Origin of the sequence: Thalassoglobus polymorphus (assembly GCF_007744255.1) — a bacterium.
Taxonomy (GTDB): Bacteria; Planctomycetota; Planctomycetia; order Planctomycetales; family Planctomycetaceae; genus Thalassoglobus; species Thalassoglobus polymorphus.
In genome coordinates this window covers 2354243-2371782 of the sequence record NZ_CP036267.1, presented here as the reverse complement: position 1 = coordinate 2371782, position 17540 = coordinate 2354243, and the positions used below count along the sequence as shown (strand labels likewise).

The following is a 17540-nucleotide window of genomic DNA, read 5'->3' as shown; positions in this document are numbered from 1 at the left end:
GAATCAGGATTTGTCGTACATTTCAGTTGTCCGACTCTCTTGATATCGAGCAACCTATGAAATTTTTCCAGTACCTTTTTGTCGCTGTTGTCTGTACCACGTTTGGTCAACTCAATTTCACACAAGCAGCCGACGAGCCAGAGTTTCAACTCGCATCGTTCTCGGTTGACGTGACGATTCCGTTGAATCATCGCTGCATGGGGTTGTTGCCGACCAAGTCGAAAACGATTGCGGATTCACTTGAAGCAATTGGATTCGTACTGCTCAGCAGCGAGAAGCCTTTGGTTTATGTTGCCATCGATTGGTGCGAAATTCGTAACGGAGCGTACGACCAGTGGCGAGACGGCCTCGCTGCAGCTGCAGGAACAACACGTGAGCGAGTTCTCGTCTCCAGCCTGCATCAGCATGATGCTCCGGTCACCGACGCAGACGCTGAAAAGCTGCTCGAAGAAGTCGGCCTCAAAGGAGAACTTTACGACGAAACGTTTCATCAACAGTGCATTCAAAATGTTTCCGCCGCACTCCAGGAAAGCCTGAAGACAGCTAGCCCGGTCACCCACATTGGCATGGGAAAAGCCAAAGTCGAAAAGGTCGCTTCGAACCGTCGCATTATCATGTCCAGCGGAGCTGTCTCATTCGGTCGTGGTTCGGCAAGCGGCGGAAAGAACTATCTCGCAGAAGCTCCCGAAGGCGAGATTGACCCGTATCTTTGGACTCTTTCATTCTGGAACAACGAGACTCCACTCCTGGCACTGCATTCGTACGCAACTCACCCAATGAGTTATTACGGAAAAGGTGAAGTGACCTCAGATTTTGTCGGACTTGCCAGAAAAGCGATGCAGAAGAAGCACCCGAATATCAAACAGATTTACGCCTCGGGATGCAGTGGGGATGTCACCGCTGGGAAATTCAACGATGGCTCAAAGCAGAGTCGAATTGACCTGACGAATCGAATTCTTGCCGGGATGGAAAAATCCTGGAAGGCGACGAAAAAACAGCCTCTCACTCAGGCAAAATTCTCAAACACAAAGCTCGACTTGAAATACTATGATCATGCAGGTCTTCAACCGAAGCGACTTCGAACGATCCTCGACGACAAATCTGCCCGGACCGAAGACCGGATTTATGCCGCCATGGGACTGGCAAGTTATGCACGTGTGAAATCGGGTCAGCTGATCGATTTCCCATGCGTTGATTTCGGGCCAGCACAACTCGTCCTCTTTCCCGGAGAATCGTTTGTCGGCTACCAGTTAATGGCTCAACAAATGCGACCAGATTCTTTCGTTCTCTCAATTGGATATGGTGAATGTTGGCCGGGATATGTCCCCACGAATTCAGCCTTCGCGGACAATTTCCAGGACAAATGGCTCTGGGTGGGACCGGGTTCAGAGAACCAGATGAGAGAAGCTCTACAAGAAGTTCTGCTTCCGAAGGTTGTCGAAGAGTAATCCCCCCCTGGTTGATGCGACCGCTCGATCTCATTTCTCGAAGTGGCGTTCGCGTTCTGCCTCGTGGCGAACTGTATTTTTACTAGAGAAATGCGTTCTCCACGGGCACACGGAAGAGCAAACTGCTTTAATTTTTGAATTCATCTGTACGGAACCCCTGAGTGACCATGACGACAGTTTCTTCTGGCAACCGCCGAGTCGCCATCATCGGTGGAGGGATCGCTGGGATTGCTGCTGCTTCGGCACTTGCTAAGTATGATTTTCACGTTTCTCTCTACGAAGCGCGCAACCAATTCGGCGGTCGAGCTGGATCGTATCACGATCAAAGTTCCGGAGAAGAAATTGATAACTGTCAGCACGTGAACATGGCCTGCTGCACGAACCTGAAGAAGCTGAGTAGCGACCTCGGCTTTCAAGACTGCTTCGAAACAGAGAAGCAGCTCCACTTTGTTGCTCCAGATGGTGCAATCACTTCATTTCGTGAAAGCTGGCTGCCGGCTCCGTTACATCTGACTCTCTCGTTTTTGCGGCTCCCTTATCTCTCCTTCCGAGAGAAAAGGCTGTTCGGGTTAGCGGTCAAGGCATTGTCCAGAACTCCTGTTGAAAACCTAAGAGGCCGGCACTTCGCCGATTGGTTGCGCGAACACAAACAGACGGATGCTCTCATCAAGCGAGTCTGGGAAGTTGTTCTCGTGAGTGCTTTAAGCGAATCCTTGGAACGCATCGATGCTGCCTACGCTCAAAAGGTTTTCGTCGATGGATTCCTGGCAAATCGAGAAGGGTGGCGAGTTGAAATCCCCACCGAATCGTTAGACGATTTGTATTCGAAGAGAGCCGCTCAAGCTTTGCAGCGAGCGGGCGTTCAGGTTCATCAGGAGCACAGATTACGTGAACTCCGCTGCGAAGAGAATTCCGTGCGAAGTGCATACTTTGCGAACGAACAGACGGCAGTCGCTGATGAATACATGCTTGCCGTTCCGCATCATCAGGTTCCTAAACTTCTCCCTGCCGAATTTCATCAGCATGCCACAGTGCAAGCAATTCAAAGGATTGAAACCGCTCCCATCACTAGTGTCCATCTTTGGTTAGACCGAAAAATCACACCGTTGCCGCACGCCGTTCTTGTTGATCGTCTTTCCCAATGGATGTTTGCTCGTCGAGCTGATCCACAAGAAATCAAAGATGGAATATTCCGGTATCAAGTGGTGATGAGTGCCAGTCGAAGCCTCTCCGGGTTAAGTCAGGAAGAAGTCGTTGAACGTGTCTTCAACGAGCTTGCAGAGATCTGGTCCGACGCCGCTGATGCTAAAATGGTTCACTCTCGAGTGATCACCGAAAAGCGAGCAGTTTTCTCAGTCACTCCAGGAATTGATGAGTTGCGACCGCAGCAACAATCATTCATTCCCAACCTGCAATTCGCTGGGGACTGGACTCAAACCGGCTGGCCCGCCACGATGGAAGGAGCCGCGCGAAGCGGCTATCTGGCTGCCGAAAACATCCTGCGAAAACATGGAATTCAAGATTCAATTTTGGAAGCTGACCTGCCGAAAGCAAGACTCTCACGCTGGCTCTTTGGACTGAAGACTGTCTCGGATTATGGACAAGAGTAGAGGCGATCTCGCCGGGCTCGTTCTCACGTGGAGACTTTTTCAATCTTCCTGTTTGAATCTTCTTCCCGCAAAAAGTTGTTACCAATAGGGACTCCAGCAGCTTGAGTTCTCTTCAGTGGTTCCTTGTGCATCTCTGATTTCGATTTTTTGTCGCCTTGACATTGCTCGCCATCAGGCTTGACGTGAATCGTTTTCTCAACGACCTGAACGGCTCCCTCTGCGGGTTGGATTCCTTCACCCATTTCAAAAGCCCACGCCTGCGTGAACTCTGCCCCAAGCAACAAGATCATCCCTGAATAATAGATCCAGACCAGTAACAGAACGAGCGAACCAGCAACTCCGTAAACCGAGCCAACACTGCTGCTCGCAAAATACAATCCCATTGAGAACTTACCGACTTCAAACAGAAACGAGGTCAGAAATGCACCGACCCAAACATCTTTCCACGCGACTTCGGCGTCTGGAAGGACCTTGAAAATCGCTGCAAAGAGAACTGTCATCATTCCAAAATTGACGACGAAATTCACAGACTGCAAGCTCCATTCGGACCAGACATCTGGCAAGGCCCATGAGCTGAGACTTGCGATCAACGCCGTAAGAATCAACGAAACCAACAGCAGGAATGCCACACCTAGAACCATTCCCAATGAGAGCATTCGTTTTGACAAGAAATTCCAAACCCCACCTTCATCGGGATCGGGCTTCACTTCCCAAACTTCATTGAGTGCGGTTTGTAATTGAACCATCACCCCCGATGCACCAAACAACAGGGCGAGCACACCGAAGATGTTTGTCAGATAAGTCCCGCTGGATGATCGTTCACCGGTCCGCTGCAAGATTTCTTTAACCTGTTCAGCCCCTTCACTTCCGACGACGTTTCGAATTTCCGCAGCAACGCGCCCTTCGATATCACTGGGATCGAAAAAAATTCCGCAGATCCAAAGAGTCAAAATCAATAATGGTGGAAGTGCAAAGATAGTGTAGTACGCAAGTGCTGCCGAGACTCGCATGCAATTGTCTTGCATGAAATCTTGAAAGACTCTCTTGAGTATTTTAAAAAGCTTGGCAGCCGACATCGGTATTCTCGTGTGAACTCGCTTCTGAAGGAAAGTGGCAGGAACGATACGATCGATTGAACAACTAGAGCAATTTAGATGCTTGTCATGCCCATGAAGTTTTTTTACATGACTTCATAGATGGCTCGCTGCGAGTAGAAACATGAACGCAACATTCAAATTGCCCTCGCGGAAAAACGCCGAACTTGCAGCTTGCTTCACGGCCCAGTAAATAATGCTTTATCGGGTCAGTATGATGTAAAAGGCGTGGATCATTCCTGGAACCCAAAAGAAGAGGGTCAACAAGACATTCAACCAAAACTGTCCGGAGAGACCAACTTCCATTGCGACCCCTAACGGTGGTAGTAGAACTGCTGCAACGAGTTTGATTGGGTCTGTTGCTGTGACTGTTTGCTCTTTCATGACAACCCTTTCTCTGGTCGTGATTTTTTGAACTGATCCTGAAACCTGAACTTGCTCTCTCAAACAATGAGAAGAGTGATTCTCCGGCAAGCTTCCAGTTTGGTTTCAATTTGATTTCAGTCTTATTTAAGTCATAGATGTTCAAGCCATTTCGAACGCAGTATGAATTGCGAATCAAAAGACTTTGAGGTTCACTAACGCAGACTTCATGCCAATCGAGCAACATGCCCTGAATTTGCAGTGTCATCAGGTGTTTATCTGGGAAACTGAACTCTTCTGCATTTGTGAATTGAGCACCTCATCAAAAAATTGGTGGATAGGCACTCAGCAAGATCGATCATCAACCTGAGTTGCGTTTCGATAATGACGAAAATCAAATGCGATCCCGCAAGAAGCCATCTCAAAATAATCCATGAGTGATTCGTGCATTATCAGTGCATGTCATAGCTGTGAAGATGACTTCCATGACCTGATAGGCTGCTCACCACAAGGCAGATCATTCAGGCCAATCGTGGAACTGCTCGAAATGAATTTGCAGAGACTTGGAACAGCGACAGTTGCCGCCATAGCGAAAGATTGGAAAGCGCCGTAAACTTTTCATCAGAACTGACACAAGAAAAATCATCCGGATGAGGATTCATGAAGACGATGAAGACATACGTTTTGCGACTCACCCACTCCCTTCTAATATTGTTATTTCTCGCTTCTGTTAGTAATGCAGCTGAGATCTCATTTCGGGAGTTACGGAGAGTTCACATTCCTGAAGCCCATCAGGCAGTCGCGGTCGATTCTTCATCGTTCTATGCCATCGCCAACCGCACAATTGCCAGATACGAAAAGGGAACCTCAAAGAAAATCGGCGAGTGGTCAGCTCCGGATGGTTCGAACGTTTTGCACTTAAATAGTGGAACCGTGCTTGATGGAAAGTTGTATTGTGCCAACTCGAATTGGCCGAAATCTCCTCTGAAAAATTCCGTCGAAATATATTCAACGGACACGCTTACACATGTCGCAAGCCGTACGTTCGAAATCAGCGACGGAGCCATCAACTGGATTGAACGACATCAAGACGCGTGGTGGATTGTCTTTGCATTCTATGACGACGAAGTTCATCAAACATTCCTGGCCCGATACAACAACGACTGGGAAGAGACAGGCCGATGGAGTTTTCCTGAGACGGTTCTGAAACGCTTTCGACCAAATAGTAATTCAGGCGGCTCTTTCGGCCCCAATGGGAATCTATTTGTGACCGGACACGATCATGCCGAGTTATATGTTCTAAAAGTTCCTGAACAACCCGGAGAGTTGGAATACCTCTCGACGGTTCCCGCCCCGATCGCTGGACAGGGAATCGCCTGGGATCACAGCGACATCGGAACGCTTTACGGAATCGTCCGCAAATCAAAAGAAGTGGTCAAAATGCAGCTCTCGAATTCCGAGGCATATGCAGAATTGAAACAGCCAGTTGAGTGGATTCGAAACGAAAACAACCCAGTTCTTCCACCTCGTAAGGGAGAGGGAACATTTGATTCGACTCGTTGTATGAACCCCTGGGTCGTTCGATCGGGCAACTCATACAAGCTGTACTACGGAGGCGGCAACGATCACAGCAGGCATACGATTGGAGTCGCAACCGCTGCGGTTGATGATGTCACTCAGTGGGAGCGAAAAGGCCCGTTGTTCAAGAACGGTCCAGCTGGTTCATTTGATGCGATTTGGTGCGTGCTGCCGCATGCTGTGAAGATGGATGACAGTCGTTGGCATCTCTACTATACCGGGAACGCGGGACGTGGATCGGGATTGAGTTCTTTTCCAGGTATCGGACTGGCGTCGAGCCAAAATGGTCTCGACTGGACACGGCATGGAGAAACGCCAGTGCTCGCACCAAGTGGAGAGCCGGGCACTCCGGATGCCATTGGAATCGCTGGGGGATCGGTGCTGAAAGTCACTCAACCGGACGGGGCTCAACAATGGCACTTCTACTACACCGGTTGTCCAACAACAGGTGTTCGACACGATTTGAATCAACAGAAAGTGATCTGTCTGGCCGTCTCAGACGATGGAATCAACTGGGAAAAAAAAGGAGCAGTGATGTTGCGTGACCCAAACCGCAACTATGAAGACATTGCTGTCGCAGGTCCGGTCGTACACCAGGAGAAAGATGGTTCATTTCGAATGTGGTACTCCGCCATCGGTTCACGCTGGGGGTACTACTCAATTTGCTATGCTGAGTCCGCAGACGGAATTCACTGGCGACGTGGCAAGAACGAAGGAGACAACCTGCAACTTGCCCCAACGGGAAAAGGTTGGGAAAAACAGATGGTCGAATACCCGACCGTTATCCGCGAGGGCGATAAGCTTCGCCTCTTTTACTGTGGAGATGGTTATGGCCGAAGTGGAATCGGTACTGCCATCTCGAAATGAGAACGCCGAAAAGTGAAGGCGTCTCAAGTTGAAGGTGTGTCCGATTTCGCTCCTGAAAGAGGATGACTGGAGAAGAATTCCTCCATGCTGGGGAGGATGACTTCGTGTGCATCTTCAAAAACGTAGTGCCCGGCGTCAGGAATACGTAACACGTCAGCCTTCGGGAAACGTTTCTCCCAATCGTCCAGGAAGTTTGTGGTGAAGCACCAGTCTTTCTCGCCCCAAGGAAGCAGAAACGGATGGTCAGCGAATTGGCTCAATCCGGCTTCAACATCAACCAATGTTTTGTAGGTCGAGTGAGATTCCTTTAACGGAATTTCCTGAACGAAGCGATGTACCGCAATTCGATTTGCCCAATTGTCATAAGGGAAGAGGTATCCCTTCTTGATGGTGTCGGTCATGCGGTCTTTCTTCTCAATCGCCTGCAAAACTGCAGCTCCTGCGAAGAGATTGAAACCACGGACACCAACAGCTCCAAGCATGGGAATGCGGCAAAGTGCAATTCGAAATGGAATTTCCTGTGACCGAAATGCGGCGGTGTTCATCATCACGAAACGAGAAAATCGTTCCGGCATCCGCCCAGCCGCTCCCATCCCGATACAGCCGCCCCAGTCGTGCCCGACAAGCGTGACGCTCTGCAGATCGAGACGTTCAATCAGCGAACAAAGATTGCTGATATGCTGCTCGATTGTGTAGGCGTAATCCTGTGGTTTGTCGGAAAGCCCCATCCCCAGATGGTCGACCGCAAGACAACGGTGATTCGCTGAGAAGTGCTTAATGAAATTCCTCCAAGCGAAACTCCAACTTGGATTCCCATGCACCATCAATATCGGTGAGCCGGTTCCTTCGTCGATATACGAATAGCGATGCCCATCGATCTCAGTCGATTTCGGATCGAAAGGGTATTCTTCACGAAGTGAATCAGGGAGACGAGTCATATTCACAAGGGGAAATTCTTGATGCAGGATGGTCGAAAGATAGTCAGTGCGGTGATCCAGGAAGTTCAACTTCTGAAATCGGCACGCACCATTCGTGTGCAGCGTAATGTATTCCCAACCGCTCTGCGGAGCTATCCTCACATGTCTGAAAAGTGAGAACCAAAATCACTTTCCATACTTGCGGTGCCCGTAAAACTTGCTTTCATCACCCTATTAAAGACTCACCACGAAGCTGACTGCAAAGACCGATTCAAGAAGCACGATAGGGATTTGCAAGTTTTTTTCGGGGATGTCGAGAAGCTCAGTGAATGTGTGTTAAGCGTGAAATCAGCGAAGACATGACAAAAAAACTCTCCGAGACCGTGACGATCGCGGAGAGTTTTGGTCGCTTAATGAATTTAACAGCAGAATTATGCTGCTCGGCGAACTGGTACGAATGACTCGGCGTCCAGTTCAGCAAAGATTTGATGGATGTTTTCTACGACAATTCGCTGACGCTCAGCTCCGAGTTCGGCGAAGATTGGCAGCGCGATAGTTTCATCGGCAGCACGTTCAGCTTCCGGGAAATCTCCTTCAACATAGTGCAAGTTTGAGAAGCACTCTTGAAGGTGAAGCGGCTTCGGATAATAAATGGAGCATCCGACTTGTCGTTCGCGAAGTCGTTTCAACACTTCATCACGTTGACCACCCGAAACACGAATCGTGAACTGGTTGTAAACATGATGCCGCTCTTCGACTTGCTCTGGAAGTCCAACTCGCTCTCTGAGTTCAAACTCTGCGAAGAGTTCCTGATACCGCTGAGCGTTCTCTCTTCGTGCGTCAGACCATGCATCGAGGTGTCGAAGCTTCACAGCGAGAACAGCTGCCTGCAGGGCGTCCAAACGGCTGTTGATTCCGACATCAACATGGGTGTACCCACCAACATCGCCGTGAACACGTAAGCGACGGAGACGAGCTGCAAGGTCTTTGTCATCTGTGGTCACGAGCCCGCCATCGCCGGCTCCCCCCAGATTTTTTGTGGGGAAGAAGCTGAAGCATCCGATGGAACCAAGGACACCCGCTTTACGTCCACGATAGGAAGCTCCAATCGCTTGGGCGGCATCTTCGATGATCGCAAGCCCATATTGAGTTGCAATTCTCCAGATGGGATCCATTTCTGCACATTGCCCGAAGAGGTGGACAGGCATAATCGCCTTCGTCCTTCGGGTCATTGCGAGCTCAATTTGATCTGTATTGAGATTGTAAGTCTCGGGATCGATATCAACAAAGACAGGAGTTGCTCCAGTCCTCGCAATCGCACTGGCAGTCGCAAAGAAGCTGTATGGCGTGGTGATCACTTCATCACCGGGACCGATTTCGAGTGCCATCAATGCCAGCAGAAGTGCATCGCTGCCTGACGCACATCCAATGGCATGTGTGGAATCACAATACTCAGCAACTTGATTTTCGAAATTCGAGACTTCATCTCCCAGAACAAATGCCTGGTTTTCAAAAACGCGTTGAACAGCCTCCTGAACATCATCACGAATGGTTTGATACTGAGCAACCAAATCGATGAGTGGGACAGGCTGTGTCGTGTTTTGCTGTGTGCCGATCGGTAAAATGTGCGACATTTGAAGCGACTCCATTCGCTGTAACTTTATAACCGTAAGTCTTTACGGGTCTTGAGATGATGAAAAGTAGAAGGAGGCAACATTTCTGTCAAGACGTGGATTCGCCCGATGAGCGTGTGAAAACAGGAACAGGCAAGAATGGCCTGAAAAGCCCTGCAGAGCCCTGTAAATCGCGTTTCACAAGCACGATAAGCATTTTTGATGCTTGTCGTGCCCGTAAAAGTCGCTTTCATGACTCTAGAGTAGCTCGTTCTACTGTGTGCCCGTGAGGAACGCATTTCTCTAGAACCAGTCCAAAAACTACTGCAATGGTCGCTTTCCTCAACGTTTGAGAGAGCAATTTCAAGTTTCAGGATCAGTTCTAGTTAAAATGCTGTTCGCCACGAGGTAGAACTTGAAGCCCAATGCTGGATTGCTGGAGTTGCTCTCAGCCCCGTTTCGATGCGAGAGAGCTTATACAGTAAGAGAAATTCAACTGTGAGAGAGTTCATTCAGTAAGAAAGTGGAGTCGCATACCGATCTTGACAGATCAATCAGCGCCTCAAACCGGAGTCAATTTCCACAAAAATTTCACATTTTGCGGATTCGCAAGGCGTTGTTCTTACCAGGGAACTGGTTCGAAGTGAATTCTTCAAGGACAGCCCAACCGAATGGCAGAGGCTGGCATTTCCAAATTGTCAGCTCAGTACCTGGGCGAGTCGGGAGCTTCTGAATCAAGAGTTGGTGTGTTGTCGAGCTAACTTGAAGAAGTGTGCATCGGTGTCCAACGACAACCCAGTTTCGGGGAACCGGTTGATCAGCCGGGATGACAGCCTTCATCCGGTCATCGTAGTGTGGGCGCAGATTTTTCAGGCTGAATCGATGCTTGGGAAATTTATATCCCAGTGCATCTAGAGAATCACTCGCACTCAGACCGTTCGAAAACGTTCCTGAGCAAATAAAAATCACTGAGAAACACAAGACAAACTTACGCATCCTTACACTCCGTTCTGTCAGATTTCGGGCAAGCCTGTCGCCTGCGTAGACCGCGCACTCCCTTATCATCGAGTTCGGACGCATCGGAGAACATGCTTGATTCTCTTTACGTGATCCTGAGAAGTTAGAATCGGCTTGAAGAAATTCAACGTTACAACCGTCAAAAGCCGACCTCTAGCATTTTTCTCCTCACTCTCAACTGATCTCAGTTTTCGCTCGGTAAACGATACAGCGTCACTGTTTGAAATTGTTTGTAGACCTCAAAGTCATCGGAGTCGACCAAATCGTTGATCCCCAGCTCTGTGAGTACAGAACTCACCGATTGCTGACCACCATGACCGACAACGACAATCGATTCATGAGCGTTTTCGCGCGTCGGGCGAGAAAAATATTCGAGAGAGGAATCGTTTCGCGAGAAATAATAAACAATCGGAGCACTCGCAGGAGAGACCGTGATGATTGAAGCATTTGCGGCAACGTGACCTGCTTCAATTTCCTGCTGAAGAAACTGAACGATTTCAGCCGCATCTGGGCAGACCCCTGTTTCACTCGAATTGCGAATAGACCGGTGCTGGAGTTGCTGCATGACCGGCAAAATCACGATGAGCGCAAACCAGACAGCCCGCAAAAAATTCCTTCTCGGACGTTCCCTCCCAGAGAGAAGCAGTGCATACCCACGTCCGGAATAGATTGCGAAGAGGGGAATGAGAAACAGCCCCACACGAGGTGGCGGAACGACACGTTGAAACACGAGGAGTAGTAAACAGATCGCTCCTGGAATCAACAGGGCGAAAATCTGTTCAAGGCTCTGCCTGACTGACTTCGCTGCCACGAGCCCAATAGTCCCCAGCCCAAAGAGAAGAAAAACCGCAGGGAAAGACCAGTCTCGCAACCAGAAAGAGAGTCCTTCCACAAGTCCGTTGACCAGCGACATCAAAAACTCACTCAATGATGTCTCTTGAACAAATCCTTGACCTGTCAATGAATGTACCCCGGAAGTGGCAATGACGGGAAGGTAAAATCCGAGTGCAAGCAGGCATGTCACCCCAACAGCGGTCGACCATCTCCTCATGAATCGCAGTCGATGAAGTTTTCTGCGAGATTTTCTGCGAGAAGCAAGCATTCCCTGATACAGAAGCCAGCCCCAAACGAGAATATTCGAATAGACCATGACCGGGATTGACCACAATCCGAGAGCTGAACAGAACGTCAATAACCACCATTCCCAGCCAGTTTGATTCCGCAAAATGCGAACAGCGAACAAGATGTTCAGCATCGTGAGACAGCAAATCAGGGTGTATCCACGTCCCAGCCCTGAATACTCGATCAGTGCCGATGAAACAGCAACCAACACCCCGGCAGCGATCCCTGCATCTCGACTAACAGTGATCCGGCCTGCCAAGAATGTCAGCGGTGCAAGTAACACTCCAGCGAAAAAGGCTGGCAAGCGGATGGCCCATTCTGCATTGCCGAATATCGTGGTCGAGCAATGGATCAGCAACGTGTTAAACACATGGTTGTTAGGATCCTGATACAACGAAATCCCCACAAACCATGGGGATTTTGCATACGTGAGGAACGTGTGAGCCTCATCGAATCGAATCGGATCATGCAAATGCGACCAACGAAGTATGAAAGAAAAGAACGTCAGCCCCAGCAACCAGCCACGATTTTGATGAACTGACACTTTCATCCAACGGATCGAATTTCGGCTTCGCTTCCTAACATCCATGGAGTTGAGACATCGTTCGTACACTCCCACAGAAATTTTCGCGATCACGAGACTAAGAAGGCTCAGCAGCACGCCGAGAGCGAAGGCGATCCACCCCAAATTTTTGTGAACTTGCTCGGTGTATGGCTCTGCGGAACCATCGCCAGAAAACTGGTCCAGAAAAGCGCGAACGGCTGTAAATTCCATCCTCGACACAAAGAGCAAGCTGATTCCAAGCCCGCCCAAGAATACGCAGCAAATGAACTTCAATCGCTGAAGAAACTCAGGTCCGAATTTTTGCGGGAAGTTGGTCATCAACGCTTTGTATTCAATGAAGAAGGAATGCGACATGGCAACTCGAAATGGTGACTCATTTCTGATGCGTTTTCGAGTGTGCAAATGTTGATGCAATCAAAGCGCGTGGCAAAGCGCGTGGCAGAGCAGGGGGCAGACACTCGAAGCGGCAGTCAGCGCGACAAGCCAGAGCAAATGCAGACGCAAATGCACTCAACTGGCAGCAAGCAGGACCAAAGCAAGCTCGATGTATTTTCGAGCATCAGGTCCCGTGAAGATCATCCCCTGTTGAATAGCGAATTCAGAGTCTGTTATTCATAATCATCATGATTTGAGTGCGGATGAGCGTGCTCGTAAGTTTCGCGCATTCTTCGCGTACTCACGTGCGTGTAGATCTGCGTCGTCGTGAGGCTTTTGTGACCGAGAAGTTCCTGAACACTCCTCAGATCTGCTCCTCCATCAAGAAGATGTGTCGCAAAACTGTGTCGCAATGTATGCGGAGATGTGAGAGAGTCCAGACCGGCAATTTTGATGTACTTTTCGAGCATTCTCCCGATACTTCGTGTGGTCAGTCGCCGACCAAAACGGTTTAAGAACAACGCGTTTGTCTCATCGGGAAGACCATTCGGATCTGGGCTTCGGACATTTAACCAATGTTCAAGGGCGCGAACTGCATACGTTCCCACGGGGGCAATCCGTTCTTTCTTTCCCTTCCCGTAGACTCTGAGGATGTTCGCACCTCGGTCCCAACTGTCCAAATCGAGACCGACTAACTCCGCAACACGCAATCCGGCAGAGTAGAGCGTCTCCAGAATCGCCCGGTCCCGAATCCCCATAGGTTCGTTCGCTGGAGGGGCTTCCAGAAGTTTCCCAATTTGCTCAGTTGTCAGGAAGTGTGGAAGTTTTCTGCCTGCACGAGGCGTCCGAAGAGCTTTCGCCGGATTGGATGAAGTCAGCCCTTCACGCGTTGTATAGCGATAGAAACTTCGCAGAGCAGCCAACCGACGAGCGATCGTCGTGCGAGCATATTCACATTCATGAAGATACGAAACAAAACCACGCAAGACAGGAATGGTGATCGATTCCGGATGAGGAATGCCGCCAACTCGCTCACGTAAATAATCGTAAAAGCTCTCGAAGTCGTCAGAGTACGACTTAATTGTCAAATCAGAGGCGTTCTTTTCGAGGCGCAGATAACGCAGAAAATCCTGGACTTCTGTCAGCACCGACTCTCCTCCCGAAGATTTTGAGGGGAACGCATCAACGCGAACTTCTCAATGACTCAAGCGGACCGTCGAAACGGCTTTTCGTTCGCTGCCAAAGATTGAGATTGGAGACGTCGAACTTTCTGGCTGAGAACCGCAGCATCATACCAGGTGAAATTCATTTCCGGATCGGCAGCATAGTGCCCCAGTGTTTGAAGAAGTTGTGGTGAACTTTCTTCATCAAAGACGAACACAAACCTCTCACCATCTTTCATGAGAGCAATGATATTCACACTTCCGTCCATCCATTCCACCTGCTTGGTGAGAGTTCTATCCCGTTTCGTTATCGGATACCTAACCGGACAATCCCTAGCCAATTGATCAGACAACAAGAGATTCCATGAAACCGCAACGGACCGAACTCGCCATCCCGCACAACCCGACTTGTCCTCCTGATCTGAAATAATCTCAAGCAGCCTCTACCTGACAAGCGTTCACGGGCAGAATCTTCCCATAGGCTTGCAATGCGCGAGCGGAAACTGGAAGAATCACCTTTCTTTCACAACTTTCCGACTCTCGCAACAAATTCAAAGACATTGATATGGCGGCTAAGCAACATACGCTCCCACAGGGATTTCAAACAACCGGAGTGACTTGCGGAATTAAGGACTCAGGCCTACCGGACCTGTCTCTTTTCACCTCTGATACGCCCGCAACGAGCGTCGGCGTTTTTACGCAGAACCAAGTTGTCGGAGCACCGGTAATTGTGTCACGCGGGCGAGTCCCCAGTCCCTCAGTACGCGGGATTATCATCAATTCAGGAAACGCCAATGCCTGCACCGGAGAGCAAGGTCTCACAGATGCCCAAAGGATGACAGCGATCCTCGCCGAACAATTCACTTGCGACGAATCCGATGTGTTAGTCTGCTCGACGGGCGTGATCGGGCACTTTCTCCCAATGCCTGTGATCGAGAACGGAATCCGAGACGCATTCAAACAACTCGGAAAATCATCAGAGGATCTCACTAAAGCGGCCAAAAGCATTATGACAACAGACACGGTCGAGAAGATCTCTTCGAAGCAGATCGAAATCGACGGGACACTGATCACGGTGACCGGAGTTGCAAAAGGGGCAGCCATGATCGCTCCCAACATGGCGACGATGCTTTCGGTGATCATGACAGACTGTCAACTTGAAACGTCACTCGCAGACTCAATGCTCAAGCAAGCTGTGAACCAAAGCTTCAATTGCATTTCGGTTGAGGGACATACCAGCACGAGTGATACCGTCTTGCTAATGGCAAACGGGGCAACCGGGCAAGGCTGTGCCAGCGAGCAATTGCAGCAGGCACTGCAATCAGCCTTGAACGAAGTCTGCTCTGATCTCGCTCAGCAAATCATCCGAGACGCTGAAGGCGCCGAACATTTTGTACGGGTCGAAGTCTCCGGACTCGAAAATGAAGATGATGCGAGAAGGATTGCGAAAGTTGTTTGTGAAAGCCCGTTGGTAAAGACTGCCGTCACTGGAAATGATCCGAACTGGGGGCGTATCGTCTCCGCTGCAGGTTACGCGGGTGTGCCGTTTCAGGAACAGGATCTCTCACTCCGATTGAACGATGTCGTCATCTACGAATGGGGTTCCCCGACAAGCTTCGACGAAAGTGCGCTCTCGAAATCAATGGCAACTGGAGAGATCAAAATTCAACTCGAATTTCGACTTGGAAATGAAAAAATGACTTATTGGACGTGTGATCTCACTTCAGAATACATCCGCTTGAATGCTGATTATACAACATGATTTAACGGATTGCAGACAAATGGGTTGCTCATGGACTCCTACTAAGACACAATGAGATAGCTATTTGTTGGAACTTGGGCGGAATAAATAATGGCGAGAATTCTAGTTGTTGACGACAGCCTGGTTGATCTTCGGTTAGCAAGTCGACTGCTGGAAAAAAATCCGGACTGGGAAGTCTGCACTGCCAGAAACGGTAAAGAAGGTCTCATTCAGGTTGAAAATGAAATTCCGGACCTGATCGTCACCGACCTCAAGATGCCTGAAATGAACGGGCTTGAGTTGGTGGAAGTGATTCGCAATGAATACCCACTGGTCCCCATCGTCCTGATGACCGCTGCGGGAAGCGAATCGATTGCAGTCACTGCTCTCGAAAAGGGAGCCTCAAGTTATGTTCCCAAAAATGAGTTGGCTGCGGAACTTGTCAACACTGTTGCTCGAATCCTTTCGACATCCAACAAACGCCGCAAACAACGCCGCCTGCTCAATTACTTGACGTCAACAAGTTATGTTCTGGAAAACGATCTCGATCTGATCTCCGCGCTCGTCGCTGAAATCCGAGAGACTGTTCAACAACGATGGATTTTCGACGAGAACGAAAGTTTGCGATTAGCGTCCGCCGTCGATGAAGCACTCACGAATGCTTACTTTCACGGGAATCTTGAAGTCAGTTCCGATTTACGCGAAGACGACCCGAATGCCTACCACGATTTGGCAAACACTCGTCGGAAAATGCTGCCTTACAGCTCTCGTTTAATTCACGTCAAACTTGAACTCAGCCGAGAAGAAGTCAAGATTACCATTCGTGACGAAGGCCCCGGCTTCAACCCCGATGGGCTCCCCGATCCCACTGCTCCAGGGTATCTTGAACGTGCCAGTGGTCGTGGTGTCTTGTTGATGCGTGCGTTTACTGACGAAGTGCAGTACAACAAGACGGGAAATGTCGTCACTCTGAAGAAGTGTTCGTCCAAGATTCAGGATGAAAACTACATCCTTGATGAGAATTCGGAAATCACCGAAGCTGGCTAAGAGTCACTCATCTTTCGACGAAATCAAAAGCCACAAAGATCCGATCATTGGTTGTGTCCAACATGCAGTTCGCTTCAGAAAGCGAGCCAACACAGAGGTCGCCAGAGCAAGTTTCATGCAGGTCTTCAGAAACCCATTTAGCCTCCGGTGAGTCAACGGGGGGTGAAGAGCTGGCAATGCTGCAGCGATTGCACTGCAGACTCACCGTGAACATGCTCTCAGACGATAAGAATTTAAACAGCTCTAAGTGAGACGCTCATCGTTTTGCTTACTCTCAACCGGGTCCACAACGAAGACATCTGGCTGAGCCCCGGAACCAGAACCGGAACCAGAACCGGAACCAGAACCGGAACGGTGAATTTGGACATGCCCCTTGAACCATCTCATCATGCGTGTTCGATAGAAGGACCGGCTAGCTGGGATCAGCAGGCTGAATCCGAAGAAGTCTGAGAGAAAACCTGGCGTCAGTAAAAGTGCAGCTCCGAATAGAACTAGAATTCCGTCAGCGAGTGCTTGCCCCGGGACTTCTCCGCGCCCCATCTGCCCTCGCACTTGACGAATCACGCCCAATCCCTGCTGTCTCGCGAGCGTCGCCCCCAGAATTCCTGTGACGACAATTCCTCCCAAAGTGACCAGAAGCCCAATCCCATTTCCCCACACGGAGGAAATCGCATGATGGACTTGGAGGAGGATCACCAATTCAACGAAAGGGATCACAGTGAACAGAAATAATAGTCGAATCAACATGCCATCATTATTGCGACCCGTAGCGGGATGCCAAGTGCTGATCGGAACCGATTTCAAATGAATCAAAGACTCTCGGTGACTGCAGATCAAATCGACAAGCCCCAATCGGTCCTTGAAAACTTTCATGCGTCTCGCACAAGTGGAGAGGGCCGTTTCAAGTAGAAACTCGCACACATCCACGGGGCGGGATGCGTTCATCATTTCCAAAGAGGCCCAAGTCAAACCCGTTCGCACCGGCCACCCGGCAGAGCGAGATGCTCTCTAAAGATATCT

The 17540-nt window shown here is 49.6% G+C and carries 14 protein-coding genes; 5 read left to right on the top strand and 9 right to left on the bottom strand.

Going from position 1 to position 17540, the window contains the following annotated elements:
- Window positions 1-56: 56 nt before the first annotated feature.
- Together Mal48_RS08660 and hpnE are read left to right on the top strand one after the other, a co-directional pair.
- Window positions 57-1448, top strand: a complete 1392-nt coding sequence (locus Mal48_RS08660) for a hypothetical protein (RefSeq protein ID WP_145198030.1) — start codon at window positions 57-59, stop codon at window positions 1446-1448.
- Window positions 1449-1615: 167 nt separating this feature from the next.
- Window positions 1616-3058 (top strand): hydroxysqualene dehydroxylase HpnE, encoded by a 1443-nt coding sequence (gene hpnE / locus Mal48_RS08655; RefSeq protein ID WP_145198028.1) that lies wholly within the window; start codon window positions 1616-1618, stop codon window positions 3056-3058.
- Window positions 3059-3081: 23 nt separating this feature from the next.
- Here the strand turns inward: hpnE and Mal48_RS08650 are convergent, their stop codons facing one another.
- On the bottom strand, window positions 3082-4134 hold the full coding sequence (locus Mal48_RS08650; RefSeq protein ID WP_145198026.1) for a YihY/virulence factor BrkB family protein: 1053 nt from the start codon (window positions 4132-4134) through the stop codon (window positions 3082-3084).
- A 219-nt stretch (window positions 4135-4353) separates the two neighbouring features.
- Window positions 4354-4536, bottom strand: a complete 183-nt coding sequence (locus tag Mal48_RS08645; protein WP_145198024.1) for a YqaE/Pmp3 family membrane protein — start codon at window positions 4534-4536, stop codon at window positions 4354-4356.
- 639 nt (window positions 4537-5175) lie between these two features.
- Between Mal48_RS08645 and Mal48_RS08640 the strand changes: the two genes are divergently transcribed.
- Window positions 5176-6960 carry a glycoside hydrolase family protein gene (locus Mal48_RS08640; protein ID WP_197442175.1) on the top strand — a complete coding sequence of 595 codons (1785 nt, stop codon included), beginning with the start codon at window positions 5176-5178 and terminating at the stop codon, window positions 6958-6960.
- 23 nt (window positions 6961-6983) lie between these two features.
- Here Mal48_RS08640 and Mal48_RS08635 read toward each other — a convergent pair whose 3' ends face one another.
- The 6 genes from Mal48_RS08635 to Mal48_RS08610 form a co-directional block, all read right to left on the bottom strand.
- On the bottom strand, window positions 6984-7898 hold the full coding sequence (locus Mal48_RS08635; protein ID WP_145198022.1) for an alpha/beta fold hydrolase: 915 nt from the start codon (window positions 7896-7898) through the stop codon (window positions 6984-6986).
- A 410-nt stretch (window positions 7899-8308) separates the two neighbouring features.
- Window positions 8309-9511 carry a DegT/DnrJ/EryC1/StrS family aminotransferase gene (locus Mal48_RS08630; protein ID WP_145198020.1) on the bottom strand — a complete coding sequence of 401 codons (1203 nt, stop codon included), beginning with the start codon at window positions 9509-9511 and terminating at the stop codon, window positions 8309-8311.
- A 570-nt stretch (window positions 9512-10081) separates the two neighbouring features.
- On the bottom strand, window positions 10082-10486 hold the full coding sequence (locus tag Mal48_RS08625) for a hypothetical protein (protein ID WP_145198018.1): 405 nt from the start codon (window positions 10484-10486) through the stop codon (window positions 10082-10084).
- A gap of 205 nt (window positions 10487-10691) precedes the next feature.
- A complete protein-coding gene (locus tag Mal48_RS08620) occupies window positions 10692-12548 on the bottom strand; it encodes a glycosyltransferase family 39 protein (protein WP_145198016.1) in 1857 nt (618 codons plus the stop codon).
- 254 nt (window positions 12549-12802) lie between these two features.
- Entirely contained in the window at window positions 12803-13717 is a 915-nt protein-coding gene (xerC, locus tag Mal48_RS08615) for a tyrosine recombinase XerC (RefSeq protein ID WP_231739960.1), read from the bottom strand.
- A gap of 56 nt (window positions 13718-13773) precedes the next feature.
- Window positions 13774-14001 carry a hypothetical protein gene (locus Mal48_RS08610; protein ID WP_145198014.1) on the bottom strand — a complete coding sequence of 76 codons (228 nt, stop codon included), beginning with the start codon at window positions 13999-14001 and terminating at the stop codon, window positions 13774-13776.
- 296 nt (window positions 14002-14297) lie between these two features.
- Between Mal48_RS08610 and argJ the strand changes: the two genes are divergently transcribed.
- Window positions 14298-15494: a bifunctional glutamate N-acetyltransferase/amino-acid acetyltransferase ArgJ gene (argJ, locus tag Mal48_RS08605; protein WP_145198012.1), complete on the top strand. Its 1197-nt coding sequence runs from the start codon at window positions 14298-14300 to the stop codon at window positions 15492-15494.
- 90 nt (window positions 15495-15584) lie between these two features.
- Complete coding sequence (locus tag Mal48_RS08600) at window positions 15585-16520, top strand: ATP-binding response regulator (protein ID WP_145198010.1); 936 nt, start codon at window positions 15585-15587, stop codon at window positions 16518-16520.
- 243 nt (window positions 16521-16763) lie between these two features.
- Here the strand turns inward: Mal48_RS08600 and Mal48_RS08595 are convergent, their stop codons facing one another.
- Entirely contained in the window at window positions 16764-17468 is a 705-nt protein-coding gene (locus Mal48_RS08595; RefSeq protein WP_145198008.1) for an FxsA family protein, read from the bottom strand.
- Between the last annotated feature and the right edge of the window lie 72 nt (window positions 17469-17540).

What these genes read in the sequence shown, in the direction of transcription:
- Mal48_RS08650 (WP_145198026.1), bottom strand. Translation starts at nt 4,134, where the DNA reads ATGTCGGCTGCCAAGCTTTTTAAAATACTCAAGAGAGTCTTTCAAGAT.
- Mal48_RS08640 (WP_197442175.1), top strand. Translation starts at nt 5,176, where the DNA reads ATGAAGACGATGAAGACATACGTTTTGCGACTCACCCACTCCCTTCTA.
- Mal48_RS08660 (WP_145198030.1), top strand. Translation starts at nt 57, where the DNA reads ATGAAATTTTTCCAGTACCTTTTTGTCGCTGTTGTCTGTACCACGTTT.
- Mal48_RS08630 (WP_145198020.1), bottom strand. Translation starts at nt 9,511, where the DNA reads ATGTCGCACATTTTACCGATCGGCACACAGCAAAACACGACACAGCCT.
- Mal48_RS08645 (WP_145198024.1), bottom strand. Translation starts at nt 4,536, where the DNA reads ATGAAAGAGCAAACAGTCACAGCAACAGACCCAATCAAACTCGTTGCA.
- Mal48_RS08620 (WP_145198016.1), bottom strand. Translation starts at nt 12,548, where the DNA reads ATGTCGCATTCCTTCTTCATTGAATACAAAGCGTTGATGACCAACTTC.
- Mal48_RS08610 (WP_145198014.1), bottom strand. Translation starts at nt 14,001, where the DNA reads ATGGACGGAAGTGTGAATATCATTGCTCTCATGAAAGATGGTGAGAGG.
- argJ (WP_145198012.1), top strand. Translation starts at nt 14,298, where the DNA reads ATGGCGGCTAAGCAACATACGCTCCCACAGGGATTTCAAACAACCGGA.
- Mal48_RS08625 (WP_145198018.1), bottom strand. Translation starts at nt 10,486, where the DNA reads ATGCGTAAGTTTGTCTTGTGTTTCTCAGTGATTTTTATTTGCTCAGGA.
- hpnE (WP_145198028.1), top strand. Translation starts at nt 1,616, where the DNA reads ATGACGACAGTTTCTTCTGGCAACCGCCGAGTCGCCATCATCGGTGGA.
- Mal48_RS08635 (WP_145198022.1), bottom strand. Translation starts at nt 7,898, where the DNA reads ATGACTCGTCTCCCTGATTCACTTCGTGAAGAATACCCTTTCGATCCG.
- Mal48_RS08595 (WP_145198008.1), bottom strand. Translation starts at nt 17,468, where the DNA reads ATGATGAACGCATCCCGCCCCGTGGATGTGTGCGAGTTTCTACTTGAA.
- Mal48_RS08600 (WP_145198010.1), top strand. Translation starts at nt 15,585, where the DNA reads ATGGCGAGAATTCTAGTTGTTGACGACAGCCTGGTTGATCTTCGGTTA.